General features: G+C 59.9%; 12 protein-coding genes. 6 read left to right on the top strand and 6 right to left on the bottom strand.

Going from position 1 to position 23,948, the window contains the following annotated elements; all coding sequences use genetic code 11:
- Positions 1 to 2: 2 nt before the first annotated feature.
- The 4 genes from FHT84_RS31755 (at position 3) to FHT84_RS09880 (ending at position 4,959) form a co-directional block, all read left to right on the top strand.
- Positions 3 to 1,310: a glycosyltransferase family 4 protein gene (locus FHT84_RS31755; protein ID WP_348647342.1), complete on the top strand. Its 1,308-nt coding sequence runs from the start codon at positions 3 to 5 to the stop codon at positions 1,308 to 1,310.
- A gap of 131 nt (positions 1,311 to 1,441) precedes the next feature.
- The gene (locus FHT84_RS09890; protein ID WP_113248942.1) at positions 1,442 to 2,134 is read left to right on the top strand and encodes a sugar transferase; all 693 of its coding nucleotides are present in this window, start codon (positions 1,442 to 1,444) and stop codon (positions 2,132 to 2,134) included.
- Between the two features lie 433 nt (positions 2,135 to 2,567).
- Positions 2,568 to 4,085, top strand: coding sequence for an oligosaccharide flippase family protein (locus FHT84_RS09885; protein ID WP_113248941.1), 1,518 nt, complete (start codon positions 2,568 to 2,570; stop codon positions 4,083 to 4,085).
- A gap of 37 nt (positions 4,086 to 4,122) precedes the next feature.
- Positions 4,123 to 4,959, top strand: coding sequence for a methyltransferase, TIGR04325 family (locus tag FHT84_RS09880; RefSeq protein ID WP_183761997.1), 837 nt, complete (start codon positions 4,123 to 4,125; stop codon positions 4,957 to 4,959).
- On the opposite strand, the gene FHT84_RS09875 is transcribed toward FHT84_RS09880, so the two are convergent.
- Entirely contained in the window at positions 4,941 to 6,668 is a 1,728-nt protein-coding gene (locus FHT84_RS09875; protein ID WP_183761994.1) for a GMC family oxidoreductase, read from the bottom strand. The genes FHT84_RS09880 and FHT84_RS09875 overlap by 19 nt on opposite strands.
- A gap of 213 nt (positions 6,669 to 6,881) precedes the next feature.
- Here FHT84_RS09875 and FHT84_RS09870 point away from each other — a divergent pair, with 213 nt between their 5' ends.
- Both FHT84_RS09870 and FHT84_RS09865 read left to right on the top strand, forming a co-directional pair.
- Entirely contained in the window at positions 6,882 to 8,066 is a 1,185-nt protein-coding gene (locus FHT84_RS09870) for a DegT/DnrJ/EryC1/StrS family aminotransferase (RefSeq protein WP_112345671.1), read from the top strand.
- Position 8,067: 1 nt separating this feature from the next.
- Positions 8,068 to 8,805 (top strand): 4'-phosphopantetheinyl transferase superfamily protein, encoded by a 738-nt coding sequence (locus FHT84_RS09865; RefSeq protein WP_113248938.1) that lies wholly within the window; start codon positions 8,068 to 8,070, stop codon positions 8,803 to 8,805.
- Here FHT84_RS09865 and FHT84_RS09860 read toward each other — a convergent pair.
- The 5 genes from FHT84_RS09860 to FHT84_RS09840 all read right to left on the bottom strand — a co-directional run bounded on the left by FHT84_RS09860 (position 8,775) and on the right by FHT84_RS09840 (position 23,892).
- Positions 8,775 to 10,376, bottom strand: a complete 1,602-nt coding sequence (locus FHT84_RS09860) for a hypothetical protein (RefSeq protein WP_246698509.1) — start codon at positions 10,374 to 10,376, stop codon at positions 8,775 to 8,777. The two genes, FHT84_RS09865 and FHT84_RS09860, sit on opposite strands and share 31 nt — an antisense overlap.
- A 47-nt stretch (positions 10,377 to 10,423) precedes the next feature.
- Positions 10,424 to 12,907: a condensation domain-containing protein gene (locus FHT84_RS09855; RefSeq protein ID WP_183761988.1), complete on the bottom strand. Its 2,484-nt coding sequence runs from the start codon at positions 12,905 to 12,907 to the stop codon at positions 10,424 to 10,426.
- Positions 12,904 to 20,982, bottom strand: coding sequence for a non-ribosomal peptide synthetase/type I polyketide synthase (locus FHT84_RS09850; protein ID WP_183761985.1), 8,079 nt, complete (start codon positions 20,980 to 20,982; stop codon positions 12,904 to 12,906). Before FHT84_RS09850 ends, FHT84_RS09855 begins: the two co-directional genes overlap by 4 nt.
- A complete protein-coding gene (locus FHT84_RS09845; RefSeq protein WP_183761982.1) occupies positions 20,979 to 22,892 on the bottom strand; it encodes a non-ribosomal peptide synthetase in 1,914 nt (637 codons plus the stop codon). The genes FHT84_RS09850 and FHT84_RS09845 overlap by 4 nt, the downstream gene beginning before the upstream one ends.
- A 307-nt stretch (positions 22,893 to 23,199) precedes the next feature.
- Positions 23,200 to 23,892: a glycoside hydrolase family 16 protein gene (locus FHT84_RS09840; RefSeq protein ID WP_246698510.1), complete on the bottom strand. Its 693-nt coding sequence runs from the start codon at positions 23,890 to 23,892 to the stop codon at positions 23,200 to 23,202.
- Positions 23,893 to 23,948: the final 56 nt, after the last annotated feature.

Raw genomic sequence — 23,948 nt, 5'->3', positions numbered from 1 at the left:
CGGTGGTACCTCCGTTTGGCCTTGATCGCGTCGTCGTCATCAATGATCGCTCCGTCCGGGTGGGCGGAGCATCCAATCTTGCGGTTCTTTCGGCCGATTTGCTGCAAAAAGCAGGGGTTGCGGTAACCTATTTCGCCGGCGATGACGCCGGCTCGGATCCACCAGCACCCGAAACTGTCAATCTGGCAGCGCGGCCGCTGATGCAGCAATCGCGTCTCGGTGCATTCGCCAGCGGCCTTTACAGCCGGCAAGCTCATGCCTCGCTGAAGGATCTTATTTCGCGCGTCGATACCGAAGGCACCATTTATCACGTCCATGGCTGGTCGAAGATCCTGTCGCCTTCGATCTTTCGCGCCCTGTGGCCCGTCCGCGAGCGCGTCGTCCTGCACGCTCACGACTATTTTCTCTCCTGTCCGAATGGAGGGTTCGCCAACTACCGCAAAAACCAGGTCTGCCCTCTGGCGCCGATGTCGATGGCATGTCTGACGACAAACTGCGACAAGCGCGGCTATCACGAGAAGATCTGGCGATCCGCGCGCCATCTTGTGCGGGAGCACTACTATCCCGTCCGGCAGGTTGCCGCCAATATTGTGGTCGTCCATCAACGCATGCGCGATTATTTCGAGCGCGGGCAAGTACAGACGAGCAACATAGAAACGATCCGCAATCCGGTCGAACCCTTCCTCGCACGACCGACGGATCCATGGAAAAAGCGCGATTTCTTCTTCGTCGGCCGGCTTGAGCCGGAAAAGGGGTTCGAAGACGCGGCGATCGCGGCAAGGCTCGCCGGCGTCAAATTGCATATCATAGGTGAGGGCGCCGGCCGGGCGCGCCTGGAGAAGGATTTTCCGGAGGTCATGATTTACGGCTGGAAATCCAAGGACGAGATGCGCGCCATTCTCGAGGAGGCGCGCGCGCTCGTCGTTTCGTCGCGGGTTCCTGAACCGTTCGGCCTGGCGGCTCTTGAAGCGGTGACAAGCGGCATACCCGTCATTCTACCCGACGCGGCACTTTTGGGTGAAGAGATTGCAACGCTTGGCTGTGGCCTTACGTTTCAAAGCGGCAAGGTGGAGACGCTCGCAAGCGGTATACGCAGGCTTGCGAGCGATGATATGCTACTCCGTTTGATGAGTGTGAATTGCATCCGCCGGTCTGGCGACCTGGCTCACACGCCGGCTTCATGGCTCGAGGCTCTGCTGAAGCTCTACGACGGCGTGCTGCAGCGCGCAAATACGGTCGGGATGCGCCCAGGGATTGTCATGGACACTGACATTCCGGCTGCGGGTCGGCTGATCGAGGAGAGGAGCTGACGCTTGTGGTTAGATGTGCGTTCTTCCCCTACGCCAATGGGACTAGCCCAATGCCCGCAGGGTCAATTGTCAATGATGAGGGCAGCTGGCAGCCTCTGAAAGAAGCATACGACTGGTTAGGGGTCCGAGCCATGTTATCGACTATTGACGGCGTTGCCCACGGCGAGAGAACTCGCCGCGACATGAAGCGGGCGGAACGGCTGGGCCGCTCCAAACGCATTGTCGACATTCTTCTTTCCGGAGCGGCATTGCTGTTTCTGGCGCCGGCGCTGCTCCTGATTGCGATCATACTGCTCCTGGTCGATGGCCGACCGATCATCTATCGCCACACACGCATCGGCCGCGACGGCCAGCCGTTCGAATGCCTGAAATTCCGCACGATGCGCAAGGATGCCGACCGGCAGCTGGCGGAGTTGCTAGCCCGCGACGAGAAGCGGAGGCTGGAATGGCTGTCGACGCAGAAGCTGACGAGCGATCCGCGCGTTCATTGGTTCGGAAAATATCTGCGCATGAGCAGTGCCGACGAATTGCCTCAGTTGCTGAATGTCCAGCGCGGCGACATGAGCATGGTCGGACCTCGCCCCGTCGTCGCCTCGGAGCTCGAGCGCTACGGATCCGATCTCTATTGCTATCTGGGCTTGCGACCCGGCATCACCGGCCTTTGGCAGGTCAGCCGCCGCGCCGACACCACCTATGAAGAGCGCGTTCAATTCGATGTGGATTATTTCCACAGCCGTTCAATGCGTACCGACTTCGCGATTCTCGTCAAAACCGCCGGTGTCGTCCTGCTCGCGCGCAATGAAAAAGAACGTCTCACCAAATGAAGAACGCGGCGACAGCAACCCATACGATGACACAGAAGAGTACCAGTATCCACCGAAGGAGGTACTTCTGTCTCGATCTGCCCGGCTGTCCTGCGGCGACGGGATCATGGTTATCGTCTTTCATAAGGGGCTCTGCGTGGTGTTTCATAATGTTTGCCGGCAAGCTCCTCTTTTATTGCCGAGAATTTCGATCCGACTCTGGGGGTCAGGGTAGAAGTCTTCGTGAAATAAGATCGTATAATTCCGGCTTTCCCTGCTCGCAGGCAGCGCTTCATGGCACGGAATCATGTCCTGAATGGGAACACTACACATTTTATCTGGTGCAAAACTGGATGAGACTATGCAACTTCTTGCTTTATTTCGCGAAAAATTCTTCATCAACTGGCCTGAAAACGAGTTTCGCCCCCTGTCCAGCCGCTGAAATGGTGCGCTGATGGACAATTTCCCGTTTCGCCGCAAGAGCGTTGGCTGGCCTGGCCTGCGGCATTGGCTCCGCTCTCGCCTGCCGTCGGTGGTCGGCGACGGAGCATCGACCCTCGTTTCGAAAATCGTCGCGCAGGTCGTCCAGCTCCTTATATTCCTCGTTGCCGCTCGCGTGCTGGAATCGGCGGAATTCGGCCTCTATGCCTTCAGCTCCGCCATCATGATCATGCTGGTCGTAATTGCGGAGGGTGGATGGGGCGAGTTCGTCATGAAGGCCGAATGCAGCGCGCGGGAGCTCGACCAGGTCGGCACGATTTCGATCATTGTCGGCATGCTCGTGACGATCGTCGGCCTCGCGGCTGCGGCCACTGCATGGCTTGTCTTTCGCCGGCCGCACGAAGCGGCGCTTCTGGTCCTCTTCAGCTGCTGGTTCTTGCCGTCATCGCTTTATGCCGTCTATGACGGGCTGCTGATTGCCCGAGGTCTCCTGCGCCGGCAGGCGGTCATCCGGATGGCGAGCGAGATAGCCGGACTTTGCTGCACCATGCTGGGACTGTGGTTGGGGTGGAGCATATTTTCACTCGTGGCCGGCCGGCTCATATCGCAGCTGGTCTGCCTTGGCGCTTCCGCGGTCGTGCTCGGCTGGTTCCCCAGAATATATCTGACCTTGCCCCTTGCCCGCGAGATCCTCGAATTCTCGCGCCATATCCTGTCGAACCGGCTGATCGTCTTTCTGCGCTCCTATTCCGGAACATTGGCGATCGGCAGCTTTCTCGGGCTTGCGGAGGCGGGCTATTATCGTGTGGCGGAGCGCATCGTCGCGGCATTTTCCGAGCTCATCGGCGAGCCGGCGCGGATGCTTGCCTGGACGCTGTTTCGCCGATCGGCGATGGTGATGAGTTCGGACGGAAGGCCTGTTCGAGACGCCGGCGCAGCTGCAACGGTTTTCATGATGGTTCTCATGGCAATTTCCACGCCGATCTATCTCGGCCTCTCGCTGATTTCGTCCAATCTGATCGAGGTCGTGCTCGGTGACAAATGGGCACCGGCCGCCGTTCTGGTGGCTATCCTCTCCATGAAGCAGGTCCTGCTGACGCCGGGCTATGTGACCGAGGCCCTCCTGTCCTTGTCAGGCAATATCAGGCGCATGCCCCCGACCTTGCTGCTCAATGCATTGGTCTCCGTCTCGCTCATTCTGCTTCTGGCGCCCTTCGGCGTCACGGCGGCGGCATGGGGCCAATGCGCGGCATCATTGATCTCCTTTTTGACCTCGATGCATCTGCAGAAGAATTATGGGGGCCTCGGCTGGGGAAAGGTCTTGCGCAAGAGTGGCTATGTCGTGGTCGCGATCGCCCTGATGGCGGCAGTGGTCTATGGGCTCGGCTATTTTGCCGAGACGCGCAGCATGCGGCGCATCCTGATCGTGCTGCTGCAGGTGGCGGCAGGCAGCGCGATCTACGCCTGCACGCTACTCGCTTTGGAAAAGATGTTCGGAGGCGCGGCCTCCATTCTACCGGTCAAGCGATAATGGCGGCGACCGGCTCGCACGGACAAGGAGGGAAATGATGGCAACGTCGTTGTGGTCGAGTTCATCGTGGTCGAACCATGCGCGCACGGTCTTCAGGGGAGTGAAGCAAACCGCCGCCCACGGACTTTCGCCCCTCAGGCTCGCAAGAGGACGGCTGAACTACCTTTCCCCTTTTCCGCGACGATTTACCGGCGCCTATGGTTCTTACGAGGCGGCCATGGCAGCCGCCCGCAGGCGGGAGTTGGCCGGCTACGATCACAAGGAGATCGCAACCGTTGCCTTTGCCAAAATGTGTCAAGTAACGCCGTGGGATTATCCGGTGCTGTTCTGGATTCGCAGCCTGTTGCCAGAAATCGACGGCCTCATCGATGCGGGTGGGCATATGGGAACGAAATATCGCGCCTTTCGCCCGTTGCTGCCGCTGGAAGGCTCGTTTCGCTGGATTGTCTATGATTTGCCCGCCATCGTTCATGCCGGACAGGATCTCGCTCAAAAGGAGGGCCTGACCGGTCTCGGTTTTGTCGAGCGGATCGAGGATGCGGGCGAGATGCCGTTGTTCCTCGGATCAGGGCTCATGCAATATCTCGATATGCCGCTCTCCGGCCTCCTGATGAAAATGTCCTCTCGGCCACGTCACCTGATCCTCAATAAAGTCGCGCTTCGCAAAGAAAGCACTGTCGTTACGCTTGAACGAATCGGCGGGTCGTACGTCCCCTACCACATGCGCAACGAGGCTGAATTCATCGCTGATATCACAAGGCTCGGATACAGGCAGGTCGATCGCTGGTCCATTCCCTCCCTGTCGCACGCAATCGACACGCATCCCGAACTCGGACGCAGCGAAAGCGCCGGCTTTTATTTCCGGCTTGGGTAGCCTTGAAGGAGGGAGAGATCCAGTTCGCTGACGCGCGGCTTGCGCGCTTGCGCGGCCGCGTGCCTCTGCTTGAGGTGGTCGGCGAGCCGGATCGCCAAGGCAAGCAGCATCAACGTCGGATTGGCGTGGCCCGGCGTCGGAAACACGGAACTGCCGGCAATGAAAAGGCCGTCGATGCCATGGACCATGGCATTGGTGTCGACGACGCTTGTTCGCGGGTCGGTTCCCATGCGGGTCGTGCAGGACGGATGAGCCATGTCCATGAATTGCGCACCGGCTCCGTCTGCAAGGATCCAATCCGGCAGTCGTGGTTTTGGCAGGCCGACACGGGTGAATTCATTCGAGATTGTCAGTGCAAGCCGCTTGACGCTGTCTATCTCGCGCGTACCGATCCTCCAGTCGATGCGTGCCAGGGGCTGGCCGAACGGATCGCACCGGTCCGCAAGCGTGATGCGGCTCTCGGAATCGAGCTGCTGTTCCACCATGACATCGAACCGCAATTCGGTCGAACGATGCGGAAGTCCTCGCTTACGGACAAGGCGATTATACAGTCCTGAGATGATCATGTCGGTCGATTTCGCGACCGCCAGCAGATCGCGCTTGACTGTCTTGCCCGCTCCCTTCGTCAAACGCTTCAGCGCCGCCCAGGGATCGTCGTCGGCGTGGACTTGAACGGGATAGGCCGCGCAATTGGTGAGGCCTTCGCGCGCCTGCATTTCCGGGCTCAGGGACAGGCCCCTGAGATAGAAATGCGTCCGCCCGCCATGGCCAAGGCCGTAGAAATTGAAATGCCGCGCAATGGCGTCAATATCACGCCCTGTGAAGCGGCAGAGCGACGTACGGGGATGATCGCAGAGATAGCGCCCCACGACGCCGTGCGCGTTGCCTATGCCCGCAGACTGGGCGGAATTCGATGCAAGCAGGAGCCGGGCATTCTCGACGCCGCCGCCGCAAAGAATGACCGTATCCGCACGCACGCTTGCGCTCCGGCCGGTCGCGCTTTTGAGATCCAGTGAGGTCACTCGCCGGCCGGGACTGTCGAGATTGATCTGGACCACCGTGGCATGCATTAGAAAATCTATATTCGTTGCCCTGATGTCGAGGGCAAGACGATTGAAACGCGTCGGCTCGGCGCGCGGATGGCGCATATGACTGAACTGCCAGAAGAAGGGCCGCAGCAGTTGTGTGTCCAGACCGAGATTATCGGGACGCGAATGCAGCAGGCCAAGCAGGCTTTCATCATAAAGATTAGGCCCGAGATTGAGCAGCTCCCCGGCGCGGTCGAGGGCCGGCAGCAGTTCGCGACGATCGATCGGCCAGCCGGATAGCGGCAGCCAGGGCCGGCTGGCGAAGTCGATGTCATCGAAGGCGGCACATTTTCCGATCCAAGTATGGCTGCTACCGCCAAGCATGCGATTTCGCAGCTCGAATGCCGGAATATCGTTCAGCCATGCCAGACTGCCATTATAGCCTCGCCCCTCCGGCGTACCCCCCGCCGAAGTGGAAGGCTGCCCAATATTTTCGACGGCGTTCAACGCCTGGACCTCGGCCTCGTAATCGTGGCCACCGCTTTCGATGACGAGGACGCGAATCTGCGTATCGGCAAGCTCGCGCGCGATCGCAATGCCTGCCGGACCACCGCCGATAATGGCAATATCTGCATATATTTCAATGCCATGTGGCATAGAGCTCAAGTCGCGGCTCATCATGGTCGTTTTCCATCCGCTTTTCCCGTTTTTACCAGTATCGCGAGCGCTCGGATAATTGTTCGATTGGCATAGGCGCGGATGACATCTACCGATTTCGGATAGGTGTTTTGATCGGTTGCGATGTTCTTTTTCAGTCGGAAAGCCATGCTGAAAATGGGTCGATCACACGCTAGGCTCTCCTGCAAATGCCGTGTTTCCTGGGGAGCGAAAACTATGGCCAAGGTTGGGTTACGGGAATGGTTGGCGCTCGCGCCGGTGTTTGCTTCTGGAAAACTGGCACGATACAGCGACGAGACCGGCGGTCCGCTGGGGCGTTTCGAGGCCGATTTCTGCACCAAGTTCGGCGTGCGGCATGCGCTGACGACAAGCAGCGGAACCGGGGCCTTGATTTCGGCCCTGGTGGCCGCTGGCGTCGGGCCTGGCGATGAGGTGCTTGTGCCGGCCTATACCTGGATCGCAACCGCTGCTGCGCCTCTGGCAGCCGGTGCTGTGCCCGTTCTGGTCGATGTCGACCATACGCTCACCATGGATCCGCAGGATATCCAGCGTAAGATCACCCCGCGGACCAGGGCAATCATTCCTGTCCATATGTCGAACATGGTCTGCGACATGGACAGCATCATGCGCATAGCCCGCGAGAATAATCTCGTCGTGATCGAAGATGCCTGCCAGGCTGTGGGGTTGCGTTACAAGACCAAGCGGGTCGGCACGATCGGCGATTTCGGAGCATTCAGCTTCAATCAATTCAAGAACATCAATTGCGGCGAGGGCGGCGCGGTCGTCACCAATGATGCGCGGCTGTTTGCACGCGCCCGCATGTATCACGACATCGGCTCCATGTTTCGCGGTCATCTCGACAATGCCAACGAGCCGCCCATGCTGGGCGTGAATTTCAAGGCAAGCCAGATCCAGGGGGCGATGCTGAACGTGCAGCTGAAGAAGCTTGATCCGATGATTGCCCGCATGCGCGAGCGTTATGACGTGATGAGCGAAATCTTTGCCAAGAACACGCGGCTGATGGTGGGTCCGCATAACGATGTCGGCAATGCGGCGGGGCTTCACGTCATCTTCGAGACCTCGGAAGAAGCAAAAAGATTCGCCGAGGAAAACAAGCGCGGCGTCTATCGGCTCTTCGATTCCAGCCGCCATGTCTACACCAACTGGCAACCGATCCTGCAGCAGCGCACCGGCCATCCGGCGATGAATCCGTTCCACTGGACAGATCGAAAAATCGAGTACACGCCGGACCTCTGCGCGCAGACGCTGGATATTCTGAAGCGCAGCTGCCGCATCAGTCTCGGAGAGAACTATCCCGTGGCGCTGGTTGCCCATATGGCGCGGCGCATGTCGCGACAGGCCAAATCCATACCTTCCAACCTCTTCTATGCAACAACCTAGCATGGAGAGTATCGGCCCTGACATTATCGATGTCTGGAGTTGGAGCCTGGACGCGCCGCTGATCGAGTTCGACGCGTCCACCACATTGCTGTCCCTTGACGAACGCGCTCGGGCGGACCGCTTCATTCACGACCGTCACAGGCTTCGCTTCGTCGCGGCAAGAAGCGGGATGCGGCTGATACTGGGTCGCTATCTCGGCCTTCCGCCGCAAGCGATCCGCTTCACCTATGGCGATCACGGAAAGCCTTCCGTATCGGCTTGCGGCACTCTCCCGATTCACTTCAATCTCAGCCATAGCGCCGATCTGGCCGTTCTTGCCGTCTCCGATCGTTACGAGCTTGGCATCGACATCGAGGAAATCCGGTTCTTGAAGGAAGATGTCGCAAAACGTTTCTTCTCACGCAAGGAATACGAGACGCTCCGGTCTTTGCCGGCGGAGTGCTATCTGGATGGTTTCTATCGCTGCTGGACGCGCAAGGAGGCCTTTATCAAGGCGCATGGTGCCGGGCTGTCTCTGCCGCTGGATAGCTTCGACGTTACCGTCGACGGGTCGGCGGAACCGCGATTGGAACGACTGGAAGGGGAGCCGGACGCGCCGGCAAACTGGATCGTTTTGGAGCTTGCGACACCGATCAACTTTGCTGGTGCGATTGTCGCCTCGACTGGAGGACGCCGGCTTCGCCTGCGCTATCGCAGCGAGGCTGCAGGTCAGATGGTCAATCTCGCATCAAGAATGTAGCGGCCGCCCGTCGCATCGAAATGGTGGCAACCGTGCAGTCCAGCCTTGAAGCCGGGCGTTATGGTACGGATGCGGCGCTCGCGATAGTCGTCGAGCGTCAACGTTTCGATCTCCATGATGTTGAGCCCGTAACCATAGATGCCGTGCGCATTGTTCTGCGAGGGCCGCAGGAGCCTGCCGTCATGTTCGAAGATGCGGCCGGCGCCGCGCGCTTCCGTGCTGCCGATGACGACAGGATTCCGCTTGTGCGGCTTGATGCCGGTGAGCGCCGGCCCATCGACCTCGAACAGATAGAGCTCGCTGCAATGATCTTCGTAGGCATGAAAGTCCGACAAGTTGGTGAACAGCCACCATTTGGCGCCATGACGGATAAGGATGCTGTCCGCAGGCGATTGGCCTTCGAAGGCGGTGGCATGCAGTTCCCATTTCAACGGAAACTCGGAGCACCGCCAGATCTCCAGGCGCCGCGCCTGATGCGTTTCCGGTATCATGAAGATCTGATCGCCGTCGCGGAATATGAACGGATAGGAAAGATGATAGGGGCGCTCCAGCGCCACCCCGACCTGCGTGAGCGCATCGCCGTCAAAGCGGCCGACGGCGATATGCGCCTTGCGATCGCCGCGGGCATAGGCCTCGTAGAACAGGTAGCATTTGCCTTCGTGCTCGAAGAGAAACGGATCGGCCTTGATGCTGTTGTCGGAAGGAGGGATCTCGACCGCCTCGCTCGGATCGAAATCATCGATCTGACCGTACCCCGTATAGAGGGTCCATATGGCGGAATCGGAATGGAGTCTCGCCTTGATCGATCTGAATGCCTTGGCGGAGACCGAACCTGCGACGATGCAGCCGTAGCGAACGAGGTCCCCGTATGATGGCGCATGCGCCTCGGTGGCCTCGACAAAAGCGGGCGGATTGAACTGTCTGGTGTCGGCAAGCCGCGCCAACTCGCGCAATAGAAGTGTCACGCTTCGCTCCCGCACGAAGGCGCTCAATCTCGCCGCGCTGGGCTTGATGTTGAATGCCGCCCTTGCAATCTCCCGCTTATCGGCCTTGCCGTCGCATCTTGCATAGAGAGCGATTTCCGCGGTCGGAGCACGTGCCAGAACCTCCGCATATCCGAACCAATCCGCTTCGGCGGATTGCTGGTCGGAGAAATTGAAAGCCCATTCTCCGAAAGGCAGGGCGGCAATTGCCTCGTCCGCCATCCCTTTCGGGGTCGTGCGGATGACAAGGTCAAGCTTCAGACGGCGCAGCATTGCCCCGGTGATGGTCTCGCTGGCACACCTCTTGTCGCCGTCGGTGTCGTAGCAATCAATAAAATGGCGGTGGCTATGGAAATATTTCGGCGAGTAGGCCGGTTGGCGCGCAAGGGTGCCGGCCTCCAGCCTCGCGCCCCAGGATAACAGCTTCGACGTCGTGCCATCCTCGAATGGATCGGGATGGGGGAAGACCGCGGCGAGCTCCAGAGAGGGTTCCGCCAGGATTCGATCCAGGATCATCAGCTCCCAATTCTCGAGCGCACGTCCGCGCGCGACAAGGATGCCGATCCTCAATGGCTTGGTCTCGTTCATCATTGCTTCCCTTTATGGCTCGCATCCTTGCAGACCGTCAGGCGGCTCTAGCCGCCGGCGAGTTTTCCGGAGAGCGTCGACGCCAGGTCGCGGATGCCGTTGCTGGTGAGCGAATCCTCATGCCAGCCATCGATATCGACTACCGGGCAGTCGTCTCCGATCGCATCACCCCATCCGAACCGCAATTTGCGTGCCCGAGGATTGGTCGCGCTGCTTCGCAGCAGCACGACACTGGGATCCTTCGTCTGCGGCGGCTTGTAGCGGCGCGCTGCCGCCACCAGCAACTTGGTGACGGTCTCGTTCGCTTCCTCTTCGGGCGAATATTGGCCGGCCTTGACGCCGAATAGCCTCAGGAGCGACAGTGAGATTTCGAACTCCTTGAGATAGTCGATCGGCCGGATACGGCCGGAGAGCAGTTTTCGGGTGAAATAGGCGAGCCGCTTGCGCCGCCGTTCACGGTTCCAGCGTGCCTGCTCCCGTTTCGGCAGGGATATGAAAAAGCCCGGAGCCCATGCATCGATGATTGCCGTGGTGCCGACATCGACACCTCTTTCCCGCAACTGCCGTCCGACCTCCAGCGCCAGGATTCCATTGACGCAGAGCCCGACGATGGCAACACGGCCCACGGCCTTGTCGATCCGCATGGCGTCTATCGCGTGGCTGGCTATATCCTCGATGTTCAGGCGATCCAGACCGTTTGCCAGATTCGCGTGGAACATATTGACATTATGCACGGAGACGCTGTCCGGCAGCTCGTTGGCGAGGCGATAATACAGGAACGGATGATTGAGCGTATAAACCGTACCGGTCCCCGTACCATGCTTGCAGGTGATCAATTCCCACGGGTTCACCGGCTTTTCCTGTGATGCCGGCGCCGTATCGACATTGAAGATCGCCGCTGCAAAGCCTGCAAACGTCGGCTGCTTGAATAGAAGTTGCAATGTCGGTGTTGCTTCGAATCTTGTGCGTATTTCCGATAGGAGCCGTAACGCGAGGAGCGAGTGGCCGCCGAGTGCGAAGAAATCATCATCCGGACGTATTTGCGGAACCTGTAGGACTTCTTTCCAAAGCTCAGCAAGCGTTTCCATTCGCGTATCCGCCGGCGATTTGCTTGTGACGGCGCCATCCACCGGCGCAGCCTCGGCGGAAGCTGCCAGGTGTCGCTCCGGCGCAGCGAGCGAAGAAAGCGGCGCCTCAGGGTGATCGAGAGCAATTTCATAAGCGTTCCTCCATAGTTGCAGGAGGCTTTCGATGGTGCTGGCTTCGAAAAGGTCGGCATTGTATTCGATCGACATGCGCCAGCCGGTTGGGCGGCCGATCATGATGAAGCTCAGATCGTAGATGACGCCGGGAGACTGCGAGGGCGAGCTGATCAGCTCGAAACCGCCATAGCGCCGATCCTCGAGAAACGCTTTCTGCAGGTTGAAGTTGACCGAGATCAGCGGATTGCGTGCCGGGTCGCGCACCGGATTGACGAGTTCCACAAGCTTGTTGAACGGCATGCGCTGATGGTTCAGTGCACCTTCGATTGTCGCACTGACGGAACGGATATGTTCGGCAAAGCTGGTATCGGAGCCGAAATCGAAGCGCAGGACCAGATTGTTGATGAAGACGCCGATCAGGTCTTCCAGATCGCTTTGCTCACGCCCGGCGATCTGCGAGCCGAACAGGACGGTCGGGGCCTGTGTCAGGCGATGGAGGGCAGCACTCAGAACCGCCGCCCCGAAGCTGTATTGCGAAACGCAACGCGCACGTGCCGCCGCATCCATGCGATCGGTGAAAGCGGGCGGCTGGGCGATGGCAAGGATATCGCCGCGATTGGTCTTGACCTGACCGCGCGGCCGGTCGGAGGCGACTTCGAAATAGGGAGCGCCCTGCATCGTATCCCGCCAGAAGGCCTTTTCCGTCTCGAAGCCATAGCTCTGCAGATATTCCTGCTGCCAGAGAGCATAATCGCCATATTGCAGCGGCAGTTCCGGCAGGACCGGCGCGCGTCCCGCATCGATCGCAGCCGCTATTTCGCCGACTTCCCGCCCGAGGACGCGGATGGACCAGCCGTCGAAGCAGCTCTGATGCGCGGTGATCAACAGAAAGCCGCGTTCGTTTTCGGCCATCAGCAGCGTGACGCGGAAGAGGCCCGGAACGCTCAGATCGAAGGGCGCTTGCGCGGTCTCCTCGCCGATCGACAGGATGCGTGCCTGGCGCTGCTCCGGCGGCATGCCGCGCAGATCGATCACCGACATCTTGAAATTGACGTCGCTGACGGCCTGCTGGAATGGCTGGCCACTTTTTTCGATGAAGCGGGTTCTCAGTATTTCATGACGCTGGATGATTTTTCGAAAGGCCGCTTCGAGGGTCGCGACTTTGAATGAACCGCGGATTTCCCACCGGACCGCGACATTGAGCGCCGGATTGCCGGGATTGAGCTGATCGAGAATCCAGCAGCGCAGCTGTGTCTGCGTACAGGGAAATTCGCCGATGATCTGCGGTTCGGCAAGGGGACCGCTTGGACTATTGTCGACTGTACTCATAGAGATGCCCCCAGTCCTCGGCGTGCGCCGTTACGAAAATCTCGCAGTGATGGAATGTGCAGCTGAACGGGATCGGCCGGAGCCTCCGTCTGGCTGTCGGCAAAGGCAGCCAATGCGGCAATCGTCGGATGACGCAAGAGATGCTTTGCTTCCAGCGGCAGGCCGTTGTCGCGCATGCGGGCGGCGATGCGGAAGATGGCAAGCGAGTCGGCGCCGAGCGCGTAGAGATTGTCATCCATGCCGATATCGCCAAGGTTCAGAACGTCCTGCCAGATCGCCAGCAGCCGCTGTTCCATCTCGGTTTTTGGCTGGACCTTGGTTGGCGCGGCTCCCCTCTGAGGCACGCCACGCTGCTGCAGGGTTTTGCGGTCGAGCTTGCCGTTGGCGGTCTGCGGCAGCTCGCTTTCCAGCACCCAGAAGCTCGGAACCATATGTCCGGGCAGATTGGCCTTGGCATGTGCCGCGATATCGGCTGTCAATGCATCGTTGCCGCCTGTTTCAGGCACGATATAGCAGACCAGCGAGCGATCGCCCTTGGCGTTCTCGGCGACGACGGTAGCACATTGGCGTACACCCTCCGCCTTGGAGATGACGGCCTCTATATCGCCGAGCTCGATGCGGAAGCCGCGCAGCTTGACCTGCTGGTCGCGCCGGCCGAGCAATTGCAGCGAACCGTCGGCCAGCCGCCGCCCGACGTCGCCGGTCCTGTAAAGCCGCATCGGCCTGCCGATGGCGAAGCAATGCGGGGCGAAGGCCTTCTCGGTGAGATCGAGGCGATCGAAATAACCTTCCGCCAGGCCGTCGCCGCCGATATGCAGCTCGCCGATGACGCCGACGGGTGCGATATTCTCGCTCTGGTCGAGAATGAAAAGCTGGGTATTGGCGATGGGATGGCCGATAGTAATCGGCTGATCGGCATCCGTGATGCGTTGCAGCGACGACCAGATCGTCGTTTCCGTCGGGCCGTACATGTTCCAGAGTTCGCCGCCGATACCAAGCAGCGAGCGCGCCAGCTCCCTGGGCAGGGGCTCGCCGCCGCAGAGCATTTTCAGTGTCCGCCGCTCCTTCAGGCCGGCTTCGACCAGCATCTGCCAAAGTGTTGGCGTGGCCTGCAGCACCGTGGCATCATGTTCGTCGATGAGCTTGACTAGCTCGAAGCCGTCCTGGACCTGGCTGCGGCTGGCGATGACGACCTTTCCGCCCGATATCAGCGGCAGGTACAGTTCCAGACCGGCTATGTCGAACGAGATGGTTGTGACTGCGACAAGCGTGTCATCCGCACCGAAGCCGGGCTCCTTCGCCATGGAGAGAAGGAAGTTCGTCAGGGATCGATGCGAAACCTCGACCCCCTTCGGCATGCCGGTCGAACCGGAGGTGAAGATGATATAGGCGGATGCGGTCGTATCAACAGGTAAGGTTTTAAGGGCAAGGCCGGTCATCGAGCCGATCGCCTTGGCATCCTGGTCGAGCCGGATAACGGGAATATCCTTGGAGGCAAGCCGTGCCATGTCGTCGCCGTCGCAAATCAAGCCGCCGATGCGGGCGATATCCAGCGTCTGCAGCAGGCGAGGTTCCGGGTGAGCGGGATCCATTGGGACATAGGTGTGTCCTGCCTTCATGACCGCAAGCAGGGCGACGATCATGTTCAGCGAACGCTCGACCAATATGGCAATCCGCTGGCCAGGATCCGGAAGCACCATCTGAAGGTAGAGAGCAAGCTGGTTCGAGCGCGTCTCCAGCTCGCCGTAGCTCAGCGTCTGACCGTCATGTTGCACGGCGACGGCGTTCGGCTGTTCGGCTGCCCGTTTGGAAAAGAGCGAGAAGACGAACTGATCGTGGTCGTAAGGTACAGCCGTACGATTGAGATCGTCGACCAGCCAGGATTTCTCCTCCGCCGACAAAAGCGACAGTTCACCGATCTTGTGATCCATGTCCTTGGCCAAGGTGGTGGCGAGCGTCGAGAAGTGACCGATCCATCGTTCCACGGTCGAACGGTCGAAGACATCGGCATTGTAATCGACATCAATGCGGATGTGGTCGGGCGCCTCGATCATGTTGAAAAATAGATCGAAATTGGAAAAAGCCTTCGCGTTCGGCTCCATGGTCGGCTTGAGATCGCCGAAGGATGATCCGCCGGCCATGCGTTCGAGATTGAACTGTATTTCGGTGAGCGGCAGGCGGCGCGGATCGCGCTTCGTATCCAGTTTGCGCACCAGCGTGCCGTAGGTGTAATCCTGGTGTTCGAAGGCCTGGAAGACCAACTGCTGCGTTGCCTTCAAATGATCCGTAAACGGCTCGGTCTGCGAGATAGCCTGGCGCAGCGGCAGCAGGTTGACGCAATGGCCAACGAGAATCTGGCCGTCGAGCAGGCTTTGACCGGCTGATGGAATGGCAATGACGATATCGTTCTGGCCCGACAGCCGCGATATCATGACCTGGAGGGTTGCGAGCAGCGTCGAGAACAGGGTGGCGCCGGATTTGGCTCCCTTCTTCTTCAGCGCCTTGTAGACATCGGCATCGATATAGCCGGTGCAGCTGCCGCCTGCGAAGCTGCGATATTCCGGACGCGGCCGATCGAGCGGCAGGTCGGGAAGGTCCGGAACCGTCTTGAACTGATCGAGCCAGAACTGTTCCGTCGCCTGGGATTTCTCCGGCCTGGGGGAAAGATCCGTCGAATAGGTGGCGAAGGAAAGGGCCGGCTGGAATTCCGGAACATTGCCCGTCCTGTAGGCCTCGTAGGCAGCGGTAAGCTCTTCGACGAAAGTGTTGATCGACCAGCCGTCGCAGATGATGTGATGGGCCGTGAAGACCAGCACGTGCCTGTCGGATGCCAGCTTGACGATGCTTGCGCGAACCAGCGGGCCGTTGATGAGATCGAAGGGCGTATGGGCGTCGTCGTCTATGAGAATGGCAAGACCCTGGTCATCGATATCCTCAAGGATCGGCACGTCGAGCTTGAAATCCGGAATGAAGCGGAAAGACTCGCCGCCGCGGTCGAAGCGAATATGAAACGCGTCATGGCGCGCAATGACCGTATCGATAGCCTTCCGGATGGCTGCCTCGTCGAGGGTTCCTTCCAGCGTCAGCGAAAAGGACTCGTTGAATGAGCAGGAGGCTTCGTCGCCCGCCTGGGCTGCGAGCCATATTTCCGTTTGCGCCTCCGTCAGCGGCGCGGATTCCGGCCTTGCCAGGGATGCCTGTATCGGCTTTGCCGATACGGACGATTCTTCCCTTGCGGTGAATATTCCGACCCGCTGCATGGCGTCGAGACTGTCGCGGAAGGCTTTCGCGATCGTGCGGAAGTCGTCTTCACTGTGGGCTGTCGTCAGGAAGCAGGGATAGCCATCCTGTATGTGGACGCCATTCAGCCGCATCTGGGCATAGAACAGCGCGCCGAGCGGATCCTGGCTGGAAAAGTCGGTGGCAAACCAGCTCTTGTAGCCATGGACCACATCGGCGATGCCGCGTCTGGCAAGATCGGCCTTGATCTCCGCGACCAATGCTTCGGTTCGTTCGGCGACACGGCTGTAGAGAGCGGAACCCTCTCCCTTGATGTGGTGCAGCACGGCGTTGGCGGCGGCAAGCGTCAGCGGGTGGCGCACGAAGGTGCCGGCAAAGAATGTCGGCGCCGTCATGGGCACGGAGCTGTCGCCGTAAGCCCAATAGCCGCCATCCAGCGCATCCATGAAACGCGGGCTGCCGACAAGCACGCCGATCGGCATTCCGCCGCCGACGACCTTGCCGTAGGTCGCCATATCGCCCTTGATGCCCCAGATCGCCTGCATGCCGCCGGGATCGACGCGAAAGCCCGTGACGACCTCATCGAAGACCAGAGCGAATTCGGACTTGGTGGCGATGTCGCGCAGTTCCAGCACGAACTCGCGCGGCTGCAATTCGGGATGACGGCTCTGGATCGGCTCGATGATGACGGCTGCTATATCGGCGGCGTTGGCGCGGATGAAGTCGAGGCTTTCCGGAGCGCCGTAGCGTAGCACGGTCATATTCGACACAGAGGCCATCGGAATGCCGGAAGCGACGGGCAGGGCGATCGGCTTGTCGGCGCGATTGCGGCCCTTGACCAGAACTTCGTCGAACTGGCCGTGATAATCATTGGCAAAGACCACGACCCGATCACGGCCGGTGACGGCGCGCGCAAGCCGCATCGCAGCCATGACCGCTTCCGAACCGGTATTGCAGAAGGTGACCCGCTCGTGGCCGGTCACGTCGGCGATCATCTTTGCGACGTCACCGGCAAGCGGCGTCTGCGGGCCGATGGCAAATCCCCGGTCGGCCTGAGCCTTGACGGCGTCGATGACGAAATCCGGCGCATGGCCGAAGGCCGTCTGCCCGAAACCGTTGACCAGATCGACATACTGATTGCCGTCGATATCCCAGATGTAAGCGCCTTTGGAATGATCGCAGACGATCGGGAACACCATCTCTTTCCAGTCTGCTCGGAAGCCCGAGGCGGAACGGGGATCGGCCAGATGCCCGCGATGACCCTGGGTAAAGCTCTTCGATTTGGCATTCTTGGTTTCATAGGCCCTGGTGAGGCTGGTGATGAAATCTTGCTTGGCCGCGGTAATCTCCGGCGCCAGGCTCTTGGCATTCGGACGATAGAGTTTGATGCGTTCGGTGCCGAAATCGCTTTCCACGGCGGCGGGGGCGGGGGGCGCACTCACTGCCGGTTGCGGCGCCGGTACAATGGGTGCCACTGGCATCACGCTCGGCGTCGAGGATGCCTGGGCGCCACCCTGCATGGCCTGCAGCATCAGCAGCTGTTGAGAGAACAGGGTTTGCGCCATCTGGATCTGGGATTGCAGCACGGTGGCGAGGTCAGATGCTGCAGCTGGCATGGCGGATGCCTGTGTAGCGACAGGCATGATTGGCGCTGACACGCTTGGTACCGATACGGCCGGCATCGGCGCGGCCGCAGCCTGGGGGGTGGATAGTACGGGTTCCGCCGCCTTGATTGCCTCGGGTGGCATTTGCTGATCGAGGTAGACGGCCAGATCGGCAACGGAAGGGATATCGCTCAGCAATTCCCGGAAGGAGATTTTGACCTTGAAGTCTTTTTCGATGCGTTGCGCAAACTGACCGACGAAGAGGGAATCGAAGCCTAATTCCAGGAATGTCGCCGCCCGTTCGTCGGGACCAAGCGTTTCACCTGACATATCGCTCAATAGCGTCAGAAGAGCCGTTTCCAATTGCGGCAGGCGGCTGGAGATGGAAATTGATGCTGCAACATTCATCGCTCGTTTCTCCTCGGTGAGGTTGACGTCAGAGACAAGGGGTTCGCTTTCAGGAGAGCTCTCCGGATTGGCATGGGCGCTCCGGCTCGATGCGCGACGCGCGGATGGGGGCGCATCGAGCCAATGACGCTGGCGTTGGAACGGATAGGTGGGCAGGGACAGTCGCTGCCGTGCAGCCGGCGGGAGAGCCGGCCAGTTGAGCCGGCAGCCCGCCATCCATAGCTTGCCGTGCGCTTCAGCGAGCGTTTCGGCAGCAGCGGAGGCCCGGTCATGCTCCGGCAGGGATTGCACGACGGCGGCAAGACCGTCACGGGTGATCGTCTGCGCGGCAAACACCGAAAGCGTCCGCCCCGGCCCGACTTCGAGAAGAAGCGGTTTGCGGTCGCGGCACAGCGTGACCAGGCCATCGGCAAAGTGGACGGCATCGCGGCAATGCATCGCCCAATAGTTGGGAGACGTCATCAGCTCGGCGGTTTGCCAGTCGCCCGTCACGCACGAGATGAAGGGGAGCGTCGCGGTGCCGTAGGTCACCTTCTCCGTCTCCTGGCGCAGGGCAAGAGCCGCATCCTTCATCATGACCGAATGAAAGGCGTGCGATGTGTGCAGGCGACTGAAGGCTATCTCGGCGGCTTCAAGCGCCGTGCACACCCTGTCGATGTCGGCGAACGGGCCGGAGATGACGCAGAGCTTCGGAGCATTGATCGCGGCAATTTCGACATCGCCTTGCAGATAGGAAGCCGTCGTCGTGGCGTCGGCGCGAACGGAGACCATCGCGCCCTGCGGCTGGTGCTGCATCAGCCGCCCGCGATTGGCCACGAGGCGCAGTCCGTCTTCGAAGGAAATGACGTTGGCGAGTGTAGCGGCAACAAACTCGCCAACGCTATGACCGATCATGGCATACGGCTTGACACCGCGGCTGAGCCACAATCGGGCAAGCGCATATTCGACAAGATAGAGACAGGGTTGAGCGATGCGGGTTTCACGCTGTTCGTCGGCGATCGCCTGCGTCACGGAGCCGGTGTGGCAGATATAGTCGCGCAGGTCGAGCCCGAGCGTCATTTTCAGAAGCTCGGAGCCGCGATCGATCCAGCGGGCGAATTCCGGCTCGGAGCTGTAGAGGCCGGCACCCATGCCGACATATTGCGCACCCTGACCGGGAAACATGAAGGCGACCGGCGGCTGATCTACCGCAACAAGGGGTTGATAGCTGTCCGTCGTCAGCTTGATGATTGCTTCCTCGGCACTTCCGGCGGCAACCGCCAGCCGATGGCCGAACTCGCGCCGACCCGTTTGCAGCGTGCTGGCGAGCTGCGCGATCGAAAGCTTCGGATTCTCAGCGAGATGATTGCTCAAATTGGTGCGCATCTGCGCAAGAGCCGGTTTATTGCGCGCCGAAAGGGGGAGGATATAATGCCCCTCTACCTCTTTGGGCGTAGTCGATGGATGAGGAGCCTCCTCCAAAACGACATGGACATTCGTACCGCCCACGCCGAAGGCGCTCACCCCGGCCCTGCGCGGCGCCTGCCCCTGCGGCCAGTCGGTCACTGCGGTCGGAATGTAGAAGGGACTTCCATCGAGATCGATGCGGGGATTGGGCCGACGATAATTCGGCATCGGCGGGATTTTTGCGCTGTGAAGCGCCAGCGCCGTCTTGATGAGCCCGGTTACGCCGGCTGCGGCATCCGTGTGGCCGATGGTGCCCTTGACCGATCCAAGTGCGCAGCCGGCAGTTCCCCGCGCGCCATCCGCGAAGGCTCTCGTCAATCCATTGAACTCGATGGGATCGCCAAGCGGCGTTGCGGTGCCATGGCATTCGATATAGCCGATCGTCGAGGGATCGACGCCCGCATTGGCGATCGCGGTGGCGATCGCTTCGGCTTGCCCGTCCACGCTCGGCGCGGTGAAACCGATCTTGTCGCTGCCGTCATTGTTGATGCCGTAGCCGCGAATGAGCGCATAGATGTGATCGCCATCCTGCACCGCATCCTCGTAACGCTTCAGGAGAACGACACCGGCTCCGCTGGCAAAGACCGTTCCGGCGGCGTCGGCGTCGAAAGGCCGGCAAGTGCCGTCCGGCGAGGCCATGCCGCCTTCCTGATAGATGTAGCCTCTTTTCTGCGGAATGGTCACCGAAATCCCGCCCGCAAGAGCCATGTCACAGCCATAGGTGAGCAGATTCTGACACGCCTGTGAAACGGCGAGAAGCGAGGTCGAGCATGCGGACTGCAGCGTGAAGGCGGGGCCGCGCAGATTGAACTTGTAGGCGACGCGGGTTGCGAGCGTATCGTTGAGCGCGCCGACGAGCTCGTGGAACGAGCCGATCTGGTAGTTCGACGTGAACTCTTCCGCCTTGGCGCGATCGTGCAGAACATTGTTGATCAGATAGGTCGGCATCGAGGAGCCGGCGAAGACGCCGATCGGGCCGGCATAGCGCTGCGGATCGTAGCCCCCGTCCTCCAGCGCCTCCCAGCATATTTCCAGGAAGATGCGATGCTGCGGATCGGTGACGGCAGCCTCGCGTGGAAACATGCCGAAGAATTCGGCGTCGAACATATCGGCATTCTCGAGATGAGGCCTTGCTGCGACATAATTCGGCTGCGCCCGCTCCTCGTCGGTGAATGCGTCTTCGATTTCATCCGGCGAGAAGCGGGAAAAGACGTTCTTCCCTTCGAGCACGAGCTTCCAGAGTTCATCGACGGAAGGGGCGCCGGGGAAACGGCCGGACATGCCGATAATGGCGATGTGCCCGGAAATTTGCCCGTTCAGATCTTCATTCTCCTCGAAATCACGCTGTTCGCCCTTCTCTTGGTGATTTCGTTTCATAAGGAGCTCCTGCGCATGTGAGAGATTGCCTTCTTCTGCAGGGCCGCGCGCTGAGCGGCCGCGGCGATCCGCGTCGGCCCGGCCGTCCTGCCGTCCAGGTAAAGGGCCAGTTCTCGGATGGTCGGATGGCGCAGCAGCGCAACCACGTCGATCGGACGACCGAGCGCTTCTTCAAGACCGGCATGAATTTCCATCAGTTGTAGGGAGGTGCCGCCAAGGTCGAAGAAGTTTCGGTCGACATCGACGCCGGCAAGGCTCAATGCATCTTGCCACAGCGTCGTCAGCAGCTCTTCCGTCCGGCTCCTGGTATCCATGGGCTTCGTCTGCATTTCGACGGGCGGCGGCAAGAGTTTGGAGCGGTCGACCTTGCCGGCTGCCGTGAGCGGCAGCGTATCGACGATGACGGCGGCGCTTGGGATCATATAGGCCGGAAGTGCCATGCGCAGCGTCGCCATGACGCCCTGCACGAGGTCGGCGCCTGCGCCTACATGGCTTTCCTTAGGGCATAGATAGGCAACGATGCGTTTCAGGTTTTCGCCCTGGACATGGCAAAGGACAATGCCATCGGCAAGACGCGGATCGCGCCTGAGCGCGGTTTCGATCTCATCGAGCTCTATCCGCTTGCCGTTGATCTTGACCTGCCGGTCGCGCCGTCCCTTGAAGGTAACGGTGCCATCCGGCTTCATGGAGGCCATGTCGCCGGTCAGATAGAAGCGCGCCGCGCCGTCCTTCGTGGCAATGGTCACGAATTTCTGCTCTGTCAGCTCCGGGCGCTTGAAATAGGCGATGGCCAGGCCATCGCCCGATATTGCCAGCTGGCCTTCGATCCCCGGCGGGACGATGCGCAACTCCTCGTCCAATATGGCGACGCCAGTATGCGCGATTGCCTTGCCGATCGGCAGCTCTCCGCCTGAAAAACTGGGCAGGACGGGGAACGCGGTGGCAAAGACCGTCGTCTCGGTTGGGCCGTAGATATTGGTGAGCTTGCAGCCGGGATGGTGCTCGAGAAAGCGCCGGGCATGAACGACCGATCCGACTTCGCCGCCGAAAAGAACATGGCGAAGCTTCGGCAGGGGTGTGCGGACATGATCGGCAAAGAGATTGAACAGCCCCGTCGTGAGGAAGGAGATGCTGACGTCCGTCGCCCGCATGAAGTCGGACAGGCGCGAAATGGAAAAATCGCCATCGGGCATGATTGCCATCGTGCAGCCATTGAGAAGCGCGCCCCAGATTTCGAAAGTCGACGCATCGAAGGAAATGGTGGCCGCATGAAGAATGACGTCGTCGCGGCGAAAATCGGCATAGTTCTGGTCGAGAGCCACCCGCGCGATGCTGCGATGGCAGATCATCGTTCCCTTGGGGCGCCCGGTCGAGCCCGACGTGTACATGATGTAGGCAAGATCGGCGCCGGTGATCGCCGTTGCTGGCGGAGCAACCCGCGGTTGGCTTGCCATCTCGGCGATAATGGCATTTGCCTCGATGACCTTTGCATTCATGCTCGGCACATTGCAAAGCTTATCGCCAAAGGCCGAATCGACGAAGATGACCTTCGGCAGGCATTCGCCGATGACGAAATCGAGATGGTCGACCGGAAGGGCGGGATCAAGCGGCAGATAGGCGCCGCCAGCCTTGAGGATCGCTATCTTGCAAATGATGGCATTGGCGCTGCGTGGCAGGAAAAGACCGATAATATCGGCCCTGTGCACGCCGATCCTGACCAGATGCAACGCGAGCGCGTCGGATACGCGATCGAGATCACGGTAGCTGAGCCTGGTGTCGCCGAACACAAGTGCAGTTGCCTCCGGCGTCGCCCGAGCCTGCATGCGCAGCATTTCGTGAAGGCAAAGGTTGCGATCGTAGTGCAGGCCTGCTGCGCTACCTGCTTCTGCTTGGGCCTCGGGATCAATCATCGTCACCCTCCAGATCATCCTGCGACTGACGACGGCACGATATGCGATGCCTGATCGTCCACCGCAGAATTTCACGCTGGGGCAAAAGCACCAGTTGATCATTGGTATGATCGCGCTCACCACCGAAAGTCGTAAGTCCCGGGGGTGCGTAGCCAATTCGTCGGAAACATCCGATAAGGCGGCAACAACTCGACCGAAAGCATTACGCACGGCGCCAGCGCGGGCACCTCTCGCCAAGCACCATGCACAGGATGGTCTCGATCACGCCGATCGAGATGGTAATGAGTTGGGTTTGGTGATGAGGCAGCTACCTGAACTGGTAGGCTCTGACATAATCGATAAACATGAAGGATGGATCGGCTGCGGCCATCTTCGTTATGCCTTCAACGATGCCGAGATCGACAAGCATGTACATCGGCTGGCGATGTTCCGGTAAAGCCTTGGTTTTCCAAACGAGCTTTCCATCGAAATACATTCGTATGAAGTCGGAATCGATCTTCACGCCATAGGTGTGCAGATCGCCGGGACTTGCGGAACCGAATGCATCGATACGAGCATAGTCGGAATCGTGGCGTCCATCCCGGTGCCAGACATGTACCGTCGAAGAATAAGCTCCCGGCTTATCGCCATAATACTCGATGACGTCTATCTCGGCTGTCGATTTCGAGCGATCCTTGCCGATCAGCCAGAAGGCCGGCCAAACACCAGGGCCATCGGGAAGACGCGCCCGCATTTCGAAATAGCCATATTGCTGAGAGAAGCCATCGCCATTTCGATCGACGGAAGCAATCAGGCCTGAACGCCACGAACCTTTATCATCACGTGCGGCGGTAATGCGCAGCATGCCTTCCTGTATTGCAAAGGGAAAGTCGTTACCCGGATTGGAGAATCGAGCACCTCCGAAATCACCATTCCATGGAGTATGGGCAATCCATCGGGTGCCGGGGCCCCAGGCAGAGATACTGAGATCATCGAAAGGATCTTCGAAGGTCAGCGTCATGCCGCTGATATCAAGCGCATCTCCCGTATCGCCGGCGCGTGCAAGATCGACGTCTA

The organism is Rhizobium sp. BK289, from assembly GCF_014193575.1.
GTDB classification, from domain to species: domain Bacteria; phylum Pseudomonadota; class Alphaproteobacteria; order Rhizobiales; family Rhizobiaceae; genus Rhizobium; species Rhizobium tropici_C.
The sequence above is the reverse complement of the archived record's forward strand: the minus strand, read 5'-3'. Positions and strand labels throughout refer to the sequence as shown.

Coding starts and splice junctions, on each gene's coding strand:
- FHT84_RS09880 (WP_183761997.1), top strand. CDS start 4,123: ATGGCAACGTCGTTGTGGTCGAGTTCATCGTGGTCGAACCATGCGCGC.
- FHT84_RS09870 (WP_112345671.1), top strand. CDS start 6,882: ATGGCCAAGGTTGGGTTACGGGAATGGTTGGCGCTCGCGCCGGTGTTT.
- FHT84_RS09860 (WP_246698509.1), bottom strand. CDS start 10,376: ATGAACGAGACCAAGCCATTGAGGATCGGCATCCTTGTCGCGCGCGGA.
- FHT84_RS09855 (WP_183761988.1), bottom strand. CDS start 12,907: ATGAGTACAGTCGACAATAGTCCAAGCGGTCCCCTTGCCGAACCGCAG.
- FHT84_RS09840 (WP_246698510.1), bottom strand. CDS start 23,892: ATGACGCTGACCTTCGAAGATCCTTTCGATGATCTCAGTATCTCTGCC.
- FHT84_RS09845 (WP_183761982.1), bottom strand. CDS start 22,892: ATGATTGATCCCGAGGCCCAAGCAGAAGCAGGTAGCGCAGCAGGCCTG.
- FHT84_RS09875 (WP_183761994.1), bottom strand. CDS start 6,668: ATGATGAGCCGCGACTTGAGCTCTATGCCACATGGCATTGAAATATAT.
- FHT84_RS09850 (WP_183761985.1), bottom strand. CDS start 20,982: ATGAAACGAAATCACCAAGAGAAGGGCGAACAGCGTGATTTCGAGGAG.
- FHT84_RS09865 (WP_113248938.1), top strand. CDS start 8,068: ATGGAGAGTATCGGCCCTGACATTATCGATGTCTGGAGTTGGAGCCTG.
- FHT84_RS09885 (WP_113248941.1), top strand. CDS start 2,568: ATGGACAATTTCCCGTTTCGCCGCAAGAGCGTTGGCTGGCCTGGCCTG.
- FHT84_RS09890 (WP_113248942.1), top strand. CDS start 1,442: ATGTTATCGACTATTGACGGCGTTGCCCACGGCGAGAGAACTCGCCGC.